The sequence below is a fragment of the Williamsia serinedens genome (assembly GCF_024171725.1).
GTDB classification, from domain to species: domain Bacteria; phylum Actinomycetota; class Actinomycetes; order Mycobacteriales; family Mycobacteriaceae; genus Williamsia_A; species Williamsia_A serinedens.
The window spans coordinates 408,829-423,031 of the sequence record NZ_JAMTCG010000003.1; the positions used below are offsets into that span (position 1 = coordinate 408,829).

General features: G+C 71.3%; 9 protein-coding genes. 4 read left to right on the forward strand and 5 right to left on the reverse strand.

The features are described 5' to 3' along the window. Nucleotides 1–96: 96 nt before the first annotated feature. From purH to LX12_RS09375, 5 genes are all read right to left on the reverse strand, one after another. On the reverse strand, nucleotides 97–1,653 hold the full coding sequence (gene purH, locus LX12_RS09350; protein WP_253654258.1) for a bifunctional phosphoribosylaminoimidazolecarboxamide formyltransferase/IMP cyclohydrolase: 1,557 nt from the start codon (nucleotides 1,651–1,653) through the stop codon (nucleotides 97–99). Continuing rightward, complete coding sequence (gene purN / locus LX12_RS09355) at nucleotides 1,650–2,273, reverse strand: phosphoribosylglycinamide formyltransferase (RefSeq protein ID WP_301284432.1); 624 nt, start codon at nucleotides 2,271–2,273, stop codon at nucleotides 1,650–1,652. Before purN ends, purH begins: the two co-directional genes overlap by 4 nt. Nucleotides 2,274–2,367: 94 nt before the next feature. Then, nucleotides 2,368–3,831, reverse strand: a complete 1,464-nt coding sequence (locus tag LX12_RS09360) for a cell division protein PerM (RefSeq protein WP_253654259.1) — start codon at nucleotides 3,829–3,831, stop codon at nucleotides 2,368–2,370. A gap of 81 nt (nucleotides 3,832–3,912) precedes the next feature. Next, on the reverse strand, nucleotides 3,913–5,385 hold the full coding sequence (locus tag LX12_RS21960) for a DUF5336 domain-containing protein (protein ID WP_308213990.1): 1,473 nt from the start codon (nucleotides 5,383–5,385) through the stop codon (nucleotides 3,913–3,915). A gap of 131 nt (nucleotides 5,386–5,516) precedes the next feature. After that, nucleotides 5,517–7,520 carry an acetoacetate--CoA ligase gene (locus LX12_RS09375; RefSeq protein ID WP_253654593.1) on the reverse strand — a complete coding sequence of 668 codons (2,004 nt, stop codon included), beginning with the start codon at nucleotides 7,518–7,520 and terminating at the stop codon, nucleotides 5,517–5,519. 157 nt (nucleotides 7,521–7,677) lie between these two features. Between LX12_RS09375 and LX12_RS09380 the strand changes: the two genes are divergently transcribed. The 4 genes from LX12_RS09380 (at nucleotide 7,678) to LX12_RS09395 (ending at nucleotide 14,173) form a co-directional block, all read left to right on the forward strand. Then, nucleotides 7,678–11,238 (forward strand): indolepyruvate ferredoxin oxidoreductase family protein, encoded by a 3,561-nt coding sequence (locus LX12_RS09380; RefSeq protein WP_253654260.1) that lies wholly within the window; start codon nucleotides 7,678–7,680, stop codon nucleotides 11,236–11,238. 95 nt (nucleotides 11,239–11,333) lie between these two features. After that, nucleotides 11,334–12,104, forward strand: coding sequence for a heliorhodopsin HeR (gene heR, locus LX12_RS09385; RefSeq protein ID WP_253654261.1), 771 nt, complete (start codon nucleotides 11,334–11,336; stop codon nucleotides 12,102–12,104). Between the two features lie 85 nt (nucleotides 12,105–12,189). Further along, nucleotides 12,190–13,647: an ABC transporter permease gene (locus LX12_RS09390; RefSeq protein ID WP_253654262.1), complete on the forward strand. Its 1,458-nt coding sequence runs from the start codon at nucleotides 12,190–12,192 to the stop codon at nucleotides 13,645–13,647. Between the two features lie 37 nt (nucleotides 13,648–13,684). Further along, a complete protein-coding gene (locus LX12_RS09395) occupies nucleotides 13,685–14,173 on the forward strand; it encodes a DinB family protein (RefSeq protein WP_253654263.1) in 489 nt (162 codons plus the stop codon). Nucleotides 14,174–14,203 lie beyond the last annotated feature (30 nt).

Genomic DNA, 14,203 nt, shown 5'->3' on the forward strand with positions numbered 1-14,203 from the left:
GGTCCCGGCTGCCCAACAGACGGTTCCTACCGCCCAACAGGCGGCGTCTGCCGTCTGTTGGGCAGGCGGAACCGTTCGTTGGGCAGGCGGAACGGGTCAGTGGGCGAAGTGGCGTGACCCGGTGAGATAGAGGGTGATCCCCGCGTCGGTGGCGGCCTCGATCACCTCGGTGTCACGGATGGAGCCGCCGGGCTGCACGATCGCCCGCACGCCGCCCGCGGTCAGCACCTGCAGACCGTCGGGGAACGGGAAGAACGCGTCCGACGCCGCGACGCTGCCCTTCGCGCGATCACCGGCGCGACGGACGGCGAGATCGGCGGAGTCGACGCGGTTGACCTGACCCATACCGACGCCGACCGACGCGCCGTCGGCGGCGAGGAGGATCGCGTTGGACTTCACCGACCGGCACGCGATCCACGCGAACCGCAGGTCGGCGAGGGTGGCCCCGTCGGCCGGATCGCCCGCCGCGAGAGTCCAGTTCGCGGGATCGTCGCCCTCGGCGTCGAGGATGTCGCGTTCCTGCACCAGGATGCCGCCCGAGATGGGACGCAGCTCGGTGCCCGCGCGCTGCGGCGGCTGCGCCTGCAGGATGCGGATGTTCTTCTTGCGGGTCAGGACCCCCAGCGCGCCGTCGTCGAAACCGGGGGCGACGAGCACCTCGGTGAAGATCTCGGCCACCTGCTCGGCCATCGCGACGCTGACGGTGGTGTTCGTGGCGATGACGCCGCCGTAGGCGCTGACCGGATCGCACTCGTGCGCCTTGCGGTGCGCGGTGGCGACGTCGCCGGCGACGGCGATCCCGCAGGGGTTGGCGTGCTTGATGATCGCGACGGCCGGCCCGTCGAAGTCGTGCGCGGCGCGCCACGCCGCGTCGGCGTCGGTGTAGTTGTTGTAGCTCATCTCCTTGCCGTGCAGCTGCTCGGCGCGGGCGAGACCACCTCCGCCGGGGTCGGCGGGGTCGAGGTAGACCGACGCCGACTGGTGCGGGTTCTCGCCGTAGCGCAGAGCCGACCCGAGTTCCCAGGTGCGGCCGAGGAACTCCGGCGACCCACCGTCGGCGAGCTGCTGGGCGAGCCACCCCGCGACGGCGACGTCGTAGGAGGCGGTGTGTGCGAACGCCTTCGCGGCGAGCGCGGTCCGCGCGCCCAGGTCGAAGCCGCCGTCGGTCACCGCGGTGGAGATGCGTCCGTAGTCGGCGGGGTCGACCACGACGGCCACCGACGGGTGGTTCTTCGCCGCGGCGCGGACCATCGACGGCCCCCCGATGTCGATCTGCTCGACGCACTCGTCGAAGCCGGCGCCCGAGGCGACGGTCGCGGTGAACGGGTACAGGTTGACGACCACGAGATCGAACGGCGCGACGCCGAGTTCGTCGAGCTGGTCACGATGGGAGGCCTTGCGGCGGTCGGCGAGGATCCCGGCGTGCACACGGGGGTGCAGTGTCTTGACGCGCCCGTCGAGGCACTCGGGGAAGCCGGTCACCTCGGAGACCTCGGTCACCGGGATGCCCGCGGCCGCAATGGTCTTGGCGGTGGATCCGGTCGAGACCAGCTCGACGCCGGCGTCGTGCAGGGTCCGGGCGAGCTCGGTCAGTCCGGACTTGTCGTACACGCTCACCAGCGCGCGACGCAGCGGGATACGGGAGTCGGTCACGAGAAACGGGCCTTTCGTCCGTGGGAGGTGACGCCTCGGGTCACGAACGCCGCGACCGCCTGGACCAGCAGGACGTGTTCGACGCTCTTGATGCGGGAGTGCAGGGAGGCCTCGTCGTCGTCGGTGTCGATCATCACCGGCGCCTGCATGAGGATCGGCCCGGTGTCGACGCCGTCGTCGACGAGGTGGATGGTCGCCCCGGTCACCACCACACCGTGCTCCAGTGCGTCGGCGACGGCGTGCGCCCCCGGGAACGACGGCAGCAGCGCGGGGTGCGAGTTGAGGATCGTGCCGCCGAAGCGGGACAGGAACGTCGGGCCGAGGATCTTCATGAACCCGGCGGTCACGACGAGCGCCGGGCCGAACCGCGCGACGGCGTCGGTGATCGCGACGTCCCACGCCGCGCGGTCGGGATGGTCCGCGAGCGCGCACCGCACGACGGGGATGTCAAAGCGGGCGGCGACATCCTCGGCGCGGCACGGGCGATCGACGACGACCGCCACGACGCGGGCCGGATAGGACTCGTCCGCGGCGGCGGTGAGCAGTGCCGTCAGCAACGTCCCGGTGCCCGAGGCCAGCACCACGACGGGTGCCCGCTCGGCGGGGGGCGTGGCGTTCAGGACGATCTCCTCGCGGCGGGCGGCTGTCGGACACGACGAGCCTAAACCGGGCGAGGAGACGCTCGGCGGGCCGGGTGAGGTGTCCGAGCGGCGGTCAGCGCCGGTGGTCGTCCCACCGGTCGTCGCGGCGCGCGTCGTCCCAGGGGTCGTCGTCGCGATCGTGGTCGGCGAAGACCAGCGCCGCCGGCGCGCGCCGGGGCGCGTCGTCCGGGTCGATGTCGACGGTGGGGCTGTCGTCGGCGGGGATCTGCGGGCTGTCCTGCGGGAGGTCTGCGGGGAGGTCGTCCGGCTGGCCGTCCCACGCGTCGGTCTCGTCGTCCCGGTCGTCGACGGCGTCCTCGTCCCACGCGTGCCGTCGGAGCTCGCGACGCGTCGACGGGAGCGCGACCCGCACGAGGGCCACGACGACACCGATCAGGAACCACCAGCCGAAGGTGAACAGCCCGGCCGCCGGGATGGTGGCGCCCGCGGTCCCCATCTCGCCGAGCGTGCCGCCGGCGAGCCAGGTCAGCACGACCATCGCGATCGCCATGAGGCCGCCGATCGCGGCGGCGAGGCGGAGCGCCGGGAGCAGCCCCCGGAACGGTGTGCGGACCGCGGTGACCACCGCTGCGACGGCGGTGAGGACGAGGACGACCGGCGCCAGCGTCGCGGCGCCGGTCGGGACGACGGCCAGGATCGGCAGCGGCGGCAGGGAGCCCGGGGTCGCCGCGAACAGGTCGCCGCCGGCGGGACCGACATGGGCGGCAGCGCCGACGAGCACCGCGGCGGCCCCGACGATGGCGTTGGGGAGGTACAGGATCGACAGCACCGTCAGTCCGATGCCGCCGACGACCCCGTGACCGGTGGCGACCAGGTCACCGAGGGCATCCCACCGCCAGAGCAGGCGGCCCACGACGAGCAGACCGCCGGCCGACAGCAGCGCGAGAAGTCCGATCGCGGCCCCGCGCAGCGCGGTCGGCGCCCACGGAGCCGCGCCCAGCACCTCGCGAAGACGGGGTGCGGAGGGGTCCGATCGGCGTGCCCACAGCACTCCGACACCGGCGCCGATGCCGTGGACGGCGATCGTCGCGCCGAGGGCGACGGCGACGTTCGGCACGCCGACGGTGACGACCGTGGAACCGTCCATCACGAGGGCGAGAGCGATGACGGTGATGACCAGCGGACCGGCGACGGCCGCGAGCACGACGGCCGTGACGTCGGAGCGGGACCGTCGGGACGCGGCGCGCGCGGTCACCCGCGCGACGGCGGCGACGATGCCGATGGTCGGCAGCAGCGGGAGGACGCCGACGGTGACCTCGCTGACCGTCACCGGGACCTGATGTGCGGCGAGCCAGACCGCGCCGACGGCAGCGGTCAGACCGGTCATCCCGCCGTCGGAGGTCAGCAGGGTGAGCGCGACGAGGACCGCGATGCCGATGAGCACCGTGGCCCCCACGGCGAACGCGACGACGACGAGCTCGCGGGTGGACCCCGCGGACCGCGCAGCGGAGAGTCGTTGCGCGCGTCGGAGTTCCCGCAGTCGGGTGGACAGGCCGGCGCCGGTGGAGGTGACCATCACCCCTCAGGGTCGCACCACCCCACCGGCGCCGGTGTCAGGCGCGCCGAGCAGCGCCCGGACGCGTCGGGCCGTGGCTTGTCAGGACCCCGACGTCTGCTCCGGGAACGACTGCGTGCGGTCGCCGTAGGGCGACGCGGGCGGCGTCGTGCCCGTGGGGCCCGCTGTCGGAGCGCCGGGCACACCGGTCGACGGCGTCGGTGACGACGAGGACTCCCCCGCCGGCTTGCCGAGGCCGACGGTCGGCTGCGCGGTGGGCGAACCGGACGTCGAACCGGTCGAGCCGGTGTCGGTGGTCGACCCGGTCGACCCGGTCGACGACGAGGTGCCGGACCCGGCGGAGGTGCCGGTGGCACCGGTGCTGCCGGTGGCCGTGCCGGACCCGGTCGCGGTGCCGGTGGCACCGCCGTAGCTGTAGGCCTGGGTCGGGGCCGACGACGGCGCCTGGGTGCTCGTGGTGGTGGTCGGGGTGCCGGTGCCGGACTGTCCCGCGTCCGACGAGCCGGCGACGGCCGGTGCGGTCTTCAGCACGCCGCCGTCGACGAGGAGCCACACGACGGCCGCGATGGCCTCGATGATGCCGAACACGAGCAGCAGGATGAGCCCGATGGACGCGCTGACGACGTCGGGCAGCGTGACCAGCTGGAACAGCGTCACCAGAGCGCCGACCAGCGCCAACGACGCGACGACGGGACTCACGGTGCCGGTCAGCTTCGGCAGCAACGTCGTCAGGGCGAGGATGCCCGCGGCGGCCAGCGCGATGAGCGGGAACCCGACGACGGACTGGAACAGCGTGCTCGAGGCGTCGCTGCCGTCGGCGAACTCCACCGCGGTGGTGAACCCGAGGAAGAGGTTGACGATGCCGAGGACACCGATCACGTACACGAGGTACTTGCCGATGTCGGCGGGGAGCCCGGGAGCCCGCTTGGGCTTCGGCGGCTGCTGTCCGTAGCCCTGGCCGTATCCGCCACCCTGCTGGCCGTACTGCCCGTAGCCCTGCTGGCCGTAGCCGCCGGCCTGCTGGCCATAGCCGCCGGACTGCTGGCCGTAGCCGGGCTGCTGGCCGTACCCCTGGCCGTAGCCGCCCTGCTGTCCGTACGGCGAACCCGTCGAGCCGCCGTATCCCGGCTGCGAGCCGTAGCCCTGCTGACCCGTGTAGCCCTGCTGACCGGTGTACCCCTGCTGGCCGCCCTGGCCGTAGCCGCTCGGCGCGCCGTACCCGGTGGGCTGACCCGTCGTTGCCTGGCCGCCGTATCCGCTGGTGCCGTATCCACCTGTCTGCGCGCCCGGCTGGCCGTACGGGGACGACCCGTAGGACTGTCCTCTGTATTGCTGACCGCCGTACTGCTGACCGCCGTAACCCTGGGCCGACGGGGTCTGACCCGTGCCGTAGGACTGGCCGTAGGAGGACCCGCCGTACTGCTGGCCGCCGTAGGACTGGCCCCCGGTCGGCTGACCGGCCTGGCCGCCGGACTGCTGAGACTGCGGCTGTCCCGGCTGCGACGGCGTCGCGCCGGAGTTCTCGTCGGTGCCCCCACCGGATGGATACGTCACTGCACTCTCCTCACCGAGATCAGTTGGTCGGGCGCAGGCTCGCACCGGCGCCCGGGCGTACTGCCACGCTAACGTACCGGTCCCGCCCGACGACGCCCCTTCGCTGCCGTACAGCTGTTCGTCATCGCAGGTCACCAGCGGTGCGCCGCGCCCTGCTCCCGGTAGAAGTCGAGCAGGTCGGGATCGTCGACGGACCGCGGGTCGAGGGCGACGTCGGTCCGTCCGGCGAGGATCCCGGTCACCGGCACCTCGAGCTTCTTGCCCGTGCGGGTGTGCGGGATCCCCGGCGCCTCCACGATCTCGTCGGGGACGTGGCGTGGGGAGAGCCGCGTGCGGATCGCGTCGCGGATGCGGTCGCGCAGACCGTCGTCGAGAGGGTCCCCGCCCGGCATCAGGGTGACGAACAGCGGCATCCAGTAGGCCCCCTCCGGGCCGTCGACACCGAGGGCGAAGGCCTCCGCGACCTCGGGGACGGCCTCGACGACCTCGTAGATGTCGGCCGAGCCCATGCGGATGCCGTGCCGGTTGAGGGTCGCGTCGCTGCGACCGTGGATCACCAGTGACCCCCGGGACGTCACGGTCACCCAGTCACCGTGCCGCCAGACGGGCTCCGACGACCGCTCGCCCTCCCACTCGTGCTCGAAGTAGGCCGCCCTGTACCGGGATCCGTCCTCGTCGTCCCAGAACCCGACCGGCATGGACGGCATCGGCGCCGTGATCACCATCTCCCCGACCTCGTCGACGAGTGCGCGGCGATCCGGGGACCAGCTGTGCAGGGCCACACCGAGGTAGCGGACCGACAGCTCGCCGGGCACCACCGGGATGCCGACGGACCCGCCGGCGAACGCGGTGACGACGTCGGTCCCGCCGCTCACCGACGACACGGTGACGTCGACGCCGACGGCGTCGGGGATCCACTCGAACAGGTCGGCGGCCAGCGTCGACCCCGTGCTGCCGACGGTGCGCAGCCGCGACAGGTCGTGCGCCTCGCCGGGCCGCAGGTCGGCCTTGCGCGACGCCTGGATCTGGCCGGGGCTCGTGCCGAGGTAGGCGACGCGCTCGGACTCGACGATCTGCCACAGCCGGTCGGCGTCGGGATACAGCGGCGACCCGGAGTAGCAGACGACGCCGACGCCCGCGAGCAGGCCGCCGACGCGGTAGTTCCACATCATCCAGCTCAGCGCGGTGTGCCAGAAGAAGACGTCGCCCGGCACCAGCCCGGCGTGCAGCACCAACACCTTCAGGTGTTCGAGCACGACGCCCCCGTGGCCGTGGACGATGCCCTTCGGCCGGCCGGTGGTGCCGGAACTGAACAGCACCCACAGCGGGTGGTCGAACGGCACCGCCTCCACGACGGGATCGACCGGGTGCGCCATGACGTCGTGCAGGTCCGCTCTGGTGACCCCGCCGAGCGTCCACGGCTGCGCGTCGTCGGCGGTGGTGATCACACCGACGGTCGTCACGGTGTCCATCGCGTCGACGAGGGCCTGCGCGTCGGCCCGCTTGTCACGCCACTTCCCGCCGAAGAGGTAGCCGTCGGCGACGATCAGGACGACGGGCCGCAATTGCCCCAGTCGGGCCGCCGCGCCCTCGGGTGCGTAGTCGGCGCCGCACCCCGACCACACCGCTCCGATCGACGCGGTCGCGAGGAACGCGACCATGGCGTCGGCGATGTCGGGCAGGTACGCCGCCACGACGTCGCCCCGCCGGACACCGGATTCGCGCAGCCACTGCGCGACGGCACCGATCCGACCCGGAAGGTCCCCCCAGGTGTGGACGGTGCGCCCGCCGTCCTCGTCGACGCCGACGATCGCCGCGGCCTCGCCGTCGGCGGTGGCGCAGGACGCGAGGACACGGTCGACGTAGTTGAGCTCGACACCCGGGAACCACACGGCGCCCGGCATGACGCCGGAGGCGAGGACGCGGTCGAGCGGGGTGGTCTCTGTGACCTGCTCGTCCGACCGGCTGTGCATGCCGGTGAAGACCCACAGCGCGCGCCAGAAACCGGCGGGGTTCTCGACGCTCCACTCCCACACGCGGGAGTAGCCGTCCACGGGGTCGTCGGCGACCAGCGACCCCTCGGCCGGCCGCGCCTGCGGGGGCAACTGGGCGACGAAGCGGTCGAAGGCGGTCATCGCGTCGGTGTCGGTCACCGCGACATCATCCCCCGGCCCGCCGAGTGACAGCGGTCACGTCGCGACATACGGTGTGGACACCGACACACAACACTCCGGCCCCACGCTCACCACCCCGAGCACAGGCCGGACACATATGAGCAGGCCAGGAGACCCCATGACCCTCACGACCGAACCCACACCGCAGGGCGGCGACGCCCCGCAGCCGCGTGCGCGGTACTCCCTCGACGACCGCTACACGCGCTCGTCGGGCACCGTCTACCTGACGGGCATCCAGGCGCTGGTCCGCATGATCGGTGACCGCGCCCGCATCGACCGCCGCGCCGGTCTGCACACCGCCTCCTTCGTCTCCGGCTACGAGGGCTCCCCCCTCGCCGGCTTCGATCTCGAACTCGCCCGCCGTCGTGCCCTGCTCGCCCCGCTCGACGTCACGCACCGGCCCGCCCTCAACGAGGAGCTCGGCGCCACCTCCGTCATGGGCTCCCAGGTGGCCGCGCGCGTCGCCTCACTCGCCCCGACGGCCGACGGCACGCCCCGGGACGGCGTCGTCGGCTACTGGTACGGCAAGGCACCCGGCCTCGACCGCGCCTCCGACGCGCTGCGGCACGCGAACCTCATCGGCACCCACCATCGCGGCGGCGCGGTCGCGCTCGTCGGCGACGACCCCGGCGCGAAGAGCTCGACGGTCCCGTGCGCGTCGGAGATGGCCCTGGCCGACCTCTACATGCCGGTCCTCTATCCCGCCGACTCGCAGGACATCCTCGACTTCGGTGTCCATGCGGCAATCATGTCGCGGGTCTCGGGACTGTGGACGTCGCTGAAGATCTCGGCCCACGTCGCCGACGGAGCGTCCACCGCCGAGGTCTCGCCCGACCGCATCGTCCCCGACCTCGGGGCACTCGGCGACAGCCCCCACATCCCCAGCGGTCGCCTGCTCGGCGCGGAGCTGATGGAGCTCGAGCAGAACCAGCTGACCATCCGCAAGCCGCGCGCGGAGGAGTACGCGCGGCTGAACAGGCTGAACCGCATCGTGCAGCGGACCGCCGACGACCGCATAGGCATCGTCGCCGCCGGCAAGACCTATCTCGACGTGCGGGAGGCCTTGCGGCTCATCGGGATCGGCGACGACGAGCTCGGCCACCTCGGCATCCGCATCCTCAAGCTCGGGATGGTCTACCCGTTCGAGCGCTCGATCCTCGACGAGTTCGTGTCCGGTCTCGACGAGATCATCGTCGTCGAGGAGAAGCGCGACTTCATCGAGACGATGATGCGCGACATCCTCTTCGACCGCGCCCGCGCCGGTGGGCTCGCGTCGATCGTCGGCAAGACCGACGAGCAGGGCGCCACCCTGTTCTCCCGCTTCGGCGAACTCGACGTCGACGCGGTCACCCGAGGTCTCGCGAACCGACTCGCCCGCGTGCACCACGTGCCCGCCGCCGAGGCCTGGCTGGAGCGACAGAGCCGTCGGCGCACCCGCATCGAACTCCCGCTCGCGGTGCGGACGCCCTACTTCTGCTCGGGCTGCCCGCACAACACTTCCACCAAGGTCACCCCCGACACCCTCGTCGGCGCCGGGATCGGCTGTCACGCCATGGTCCTGCTGATGGATCCCGCGCAGGTCGGGGACATCACCGGCGTCACCCAGATGGGCGGCGAAGGCGCCCAGTGGCTGGGCATCGCGCCGTTCGTCGGCGAGCAGCACTTCGTGCAGAACGTCGGCGACGGCACCTTCATGCACTCCGGGTCGCTCGCGCTGCGCGCGGCGGTGGCCTCCGGCGAGCGCATCACCTACAAGCTGCTCCACAACGGCACCGTGGCGATGACCGGCGGTCAGGACGCGGTCGGTGCGCGCGGGCTCGGCGAGCTCACCCGACTCCTCGTGGCGGAGGGCGTGTCCCGCGTCGTCGTCACCTCCGACGACCCCGACCGCACCCGGACACTCGACCTCGCGCCGGGCGTCTCGGTCCGCCACCGCGACGACATGCTGGCAGTGCAGACCGAACTCGCCGCCGTCGACGGCGTGACGGTTCTGGTGCACGACCAGCACTGCGCCGCCGAGAAGCGCCGTGGCCGCAAGCGGGGTACGACCCCCACCCCGACGACCCGCGTGATGATCAACGAGCGCATCTGCGAGGGCTGCGGCGACTGCGGGCAGAAGAGCAACTGCCTGTCGGTGCACCCGGTCCAGACCGAGTTCGGCCGCAAGACCCGCATCGACCAGAGCTCCTGCAACCTCGACATGTCCTGCCTGGACGGCGACTGCCCGTCGTTCGTCACCGTCACCCCCGGATCGGGCGTCTCCCGTCGCCGCGTCGCGGACATCGGTGTCGACGTGCTCCCGGTGGCGCCGGCGGCATCGTCGAGGTTGTCGGAGCACGGGTTCCGGATGCGGACCACGGGCATCGGCGGCACCGGCGTGGTCACCGTCAGCCAGGTGCTCGCGACCGCGGCCTCGCTCGACGGCCTGCACGCCCGCACCGTCGACATGACCGGCCTGGCACAGAAGGGCGGGGCCGTCGTCGGCGACCTGAAGCTCGCGACGCGTCCGCACGTCGACCAGGCCGCGAAGGTCGCAACGGGTGACTGCGACCTCTACCTCGCCTGCGACCCGCTCGTCGGCGTCGACCCGGTGAACCTCAGGGTCGCCGATCCCGAGCTGACCGTCGCCGTCGTGTCGACCAGCGAGATCCCCACCGGCGCCATGGTGATCGACACCGCGGTCGGGTTCCCGGCGCGGTCGAGCATCGTCGACCGGGTGACCGAACACGTCGCGCGGGCGATCTTCGTCGATGCGGCCGCGACCGCCACCGCCCTGTTCGGGGACGAGCAGTTCGCGAACATGCTGATGGTCGGCGTCGCATATCAGACCGGCGCCCTGCCGATCTCGGCCGCGGCGATCGAACGAGCCATCGGGGTGAACGGCGTCGCCGTCGACGCCAACGTCCAGGCGTTCCGCCGCGGGCGCCAGCTCGCCGCCGACCCCGAGGCGGTCACGGCCGCCGTCGACGCACTGCGGCCCCCTGCGCCGCTGAGCGAGCCGTCGGTGTTCGCGCGTGAGCAGATCGCTCGCTTCGGTGACCTCGACGAGGATCTGCGCTCGGCTCTGCTGACCCGGGTCGACGATCTGGTCGGCTACCAGAGCGAGCGCTACGCACGGCGATACGTCGACGACGTCCACGGGCTGTTTGTCGCCGAGCAGCGACTGGGGTCCGTGGCGGTGACCGGTGCGGCGGTACGCGGTCTGCACAAGCTGATGGCCTACAAGGACGAGTATGAGGTGGCCCGCCTGTCCGCCGACGACGAGTTCGCGCGCGAGGTCGCCGCCACGTTCGGTGACGACGCTCGCGTCGCCGTCCGGCTGCACCCGCCTGCGCTGCGCGCCATGGGCATGCGTCGCAAGATCGCGCTCGGACCGACCACGCAGAAGGCGCTGCACGGCCTGGCACGGTTCAAGCGGCTCCGCGGCACCGTACTCGACCCGTTCGGCCGCACCGAGATCCGACGCACCGAGCGCGACCTCGTCGACGAGTACCGGGCACTGGTCGCATGCGTCACGTCGGCGATCGCCGACGGCGGCGTCGGGGACGAGGACCTCACGGCCGCGGCCGCGCTCCTCGCCCTGCCCGACATGGTCCGTGGGTACGAGGACATCAAGATGGCCAACGTCGCCCGGTACCGCGAGGAGGTCGCCGCGCAGCGGCAGCGCCTCGGAATCTGATCCGTCCGTGACCGCGGCGAGACCCAGGTCTCGATCGCCCGGCGGTGTCGTCGGAGACCTGTACCGCCGACCGGGGCGGGCATAGCGTCCACCGCATGACTGCGATCGCGAGCGGCGTGACCGACGAACGACTGGCAGGCCTGTGGCGGTGGAACATCGGGCTGACGGTCCTGCACGCCGCGCAGGCGGTCGCGGTGCTCGTGCTGGCGAACGGGTTCTCCATCACCGTCACCTCCACGTTCCCCGTCGGGCCGCCGGGTACCGCCCCGCCCGCCCCGGAGAAGTTGTTCGACGTCTCGATCGGCGTCGCGATCGCGGTGTTCCTCGCCCTGGCCGCGATCGACCACCTCGTCACCGCGACGGTCGGGCGCAGGCTCTACGAGAACGACCTCCGTCGCGGGATCAATCGGTTCCGATGGATCGAGTACTCGGTCAGCGCGTCGATCATGATCGTGCTGATCGCCTTCTACTTCGGCGTCACCAACATCGACGCGGTGATCGCGGTGTTCGGCGCGAACGTGGCGATGATCCTGTTCGGCTGGCTGCAGGAGCGCGCCAACCCACCCGGCCGCGAGCACACCACGATGCTGCCGTTCTGGTTCGGCTGCGTCGCCGGCGTCGTGCCGTGGATCGTCATCGTCGTCAACTTCGTCGGCGCGGGCAGTCGCGTCCCCGGGTTCGTCGTCGGGGTGTTCGTGTCCCTGCTGATCTTCTTCTCGACCTTCGCGGTCAACCAGTGGTTGCAGTACCGCCAGATCGGTCCGTGGCGCAGCTACGCCTTCGGCGAGAAGTCCTACCTCGTGCTCAGCCTGATCGCGAAGTCACTCCTGGCCTGGCAGATCTTCGGCGGATCGTTGGCGTCGTGACGACCCCCTCGGGAATTAGTTGGGGTTTACACGTAGTTGTAGCATGCACTCATACTTTTCCCGGATCGGATGAAGGGACTCTGCGATGCTCTCCTCGGTGACCACGCGGTGGCGCAAGCAGTACAGCAAGCTGCCCCCGGCGCTGCAGATGATCGGCCTCCAGATGTGGCTGCCGATCTTCTTCATGTTCATGTTCTGCTTCTGCTACCTGGGGGCGTTCCACTCGCCGAAGATCCACGACGCGCCGGTGGCGGTCGTGAACTCACCCGCGGCGTCGCAGTTCACGGACAAATTCACCCAGGCTTCGCCCGGCATGTTCGACTTCCGCTTCTATCAGGACACCGACCAGGCGACCGAGGCCGTCCGCGACGGCAGCGCCGCGGCGGCGGTGCAGTTCCCGACCAGCCGGACGGGTGCCCCCGAGGTCACCATCGCCAGCGCCCACCAGTTCCAGGCCGCGCAGCTGATGAAGTCGACGTTCACCACCGCGTTCAGCCAGGCCGGCACGACACCGCGGATCACCGACATCGCTCCCCTGCCGTCGGGTGACTCCTACGGCATGGGCGCGATGTACCTGATGCTGTCCTGGTGCATCGGCGGCTACATGGTGGCCATGTTCATCGGCATGATGGGCAACCCGCTGAGCCACCTGACCCGCGTCGGGATCCTCGCCGGCGGGGCGTTGGTCGCGTCGGTGATCACCAACGTGCTGGCGTCGCTGGTGCTCGGCGTCTACAGCAGCGCACACATCTGGCAGATGATGGGGGTGTCGTTCCTGTGGATCCTCGCGATCGGACTCGCCGTGAACGGCCTCGCGTACTTCTTCGGTCGCTTCATCACCGCCATCGCGCTGACGATGTTCGTCTTCCTCTCCATCCCGTCGTCCGGCGCGGCCTACCCGGTGTGGATGGTCCCGCGGATCTTCGGTGATCTGAACCCGTTGGTCGTCGGACACGGCATCACCGAGATGATCAAGCGTGTCCTGTACGGCGTCGGCGAGCCCTACTGGCAGCCGTTCCTCCTGATGGCGGGCTACGCGGTCCTCGGCATCGTGACGATGCTCGTCGGCAAGCGGTGGCGCGAGAGCAAGGAGTTCGACCGCATCCTCGCCGGCAAGACGACGATGATGGCGGCCGCCCAGGGCGCGATGATGCAGAAGGGCATGGCCGACCGCGAGCGGATCCTCGCCGCCCACGGCCTCGACTCCAACGCCGAGCCCATCGACGACGAGACCACTGACGACCGTGCGGCCGATGGGCGTACGACCGACGACACGTCGGCCCCCAGCGACAGCCGCCGGAACGCGGAGCACGTCGATCACGACGACATGCGCGACGGAACTGACGGTGAGCGGCGTCGCCACTACTCCGTCGCCGACCTCGAGTCCGACTTCGGCGGTGACCCGATGCTGGGCGGGAACGGCCTCGGCCGCAGTGGGACCGGCGGTGCGCTCGCGACCGACGAGCTCGAACACCAGGTGCGCGAGATGATCAACCGACGCCGGGTGCCCGACGCATCGCTGAACGGACACTCCCGCCACTGACACCACGGGATCGCCGGGGTTCGGTTGTACTGGTCGCATGGACGACTCGACAGCCGGCCCCGGCGATCCCGGGCACCCGACCCGGCGCAGCCTCGACGCGTACATCGACGAGCACCGCGATCTCCTCGCCCACTACCTCGACGACCTGACCGAGGAGGAGGCGCGCCGGTCGCTCGTCCCGTCGGCGACGACGCTGCTCGGCCTGCTCAAGCACGTGACCTTCGTCCACAGGGTCTGGTACGACCAGGACATCACCGGACGCTCGCGCGCCGACATGGGTCTTCCGGAATCCGCGGAGGAGTCGTGGATCCTCGACGATTCCGACACCATCGCGAGCGTGCTGTCGGGGTATCTCACCGCCTGCGCGGATGCTCGGTTGGCGATCGCGTCGACAAGCCTGGACACGATCGTCACCGGACGGCGCCCGCACCCGCTCTGGGACTCACACCTTCATGTGCTCCGTGAGCTCGCGCAGCACTGCGGGCACGCCGAGATCCTCCGCGAACAGATCGTCGCCGCACGCTGATCCCCGGCTGGAACTCGCCGACTGTGCCAA

Coding starts and splice junctions, on each gene's coding strand:
- LX12_RS09375 (WP_253654593.1), bottom strand. CDS start 7,520: ATGACCGCCTTCGACCGCTTCGTCGCCCAGTTGCCCCCGCAGGCGCGG.
- LX12_RS09380 (WP_253654260.1), top strand. CDS start 7,678: ATGACCCTCACGACCGAACCCACACCGCAGGGCGGCGACGCCCCGCAG.
- heR (WP_253654261.1), top strand. CDS start 11,334: ATGACTGCGATCGCGAGCGGCGTGACCGACGAACGACTGGCAGGCCTG.
- LX12_RS09390 (WP_253654262.1), top strand. CDS start 12,190: ATGCTCTCCTCGGTGACCACGCGGTGGCGCAAGCAGTACAGCAAGCTG.
- LX12_RS09360 (WP_253654259.1), bottom strand. CDS start 3,831: ATGGTCACCTCCACCGGCGCCGGCCTGTCCACCCGACTGCGGGAACTC.
- LX12_RS09395 (WP_253654263.1), top strand. CDS start 13,685: ATGGACGACTCGACAGCCGGCCCCGGCGATCCCGGGCACCCGACCCGG.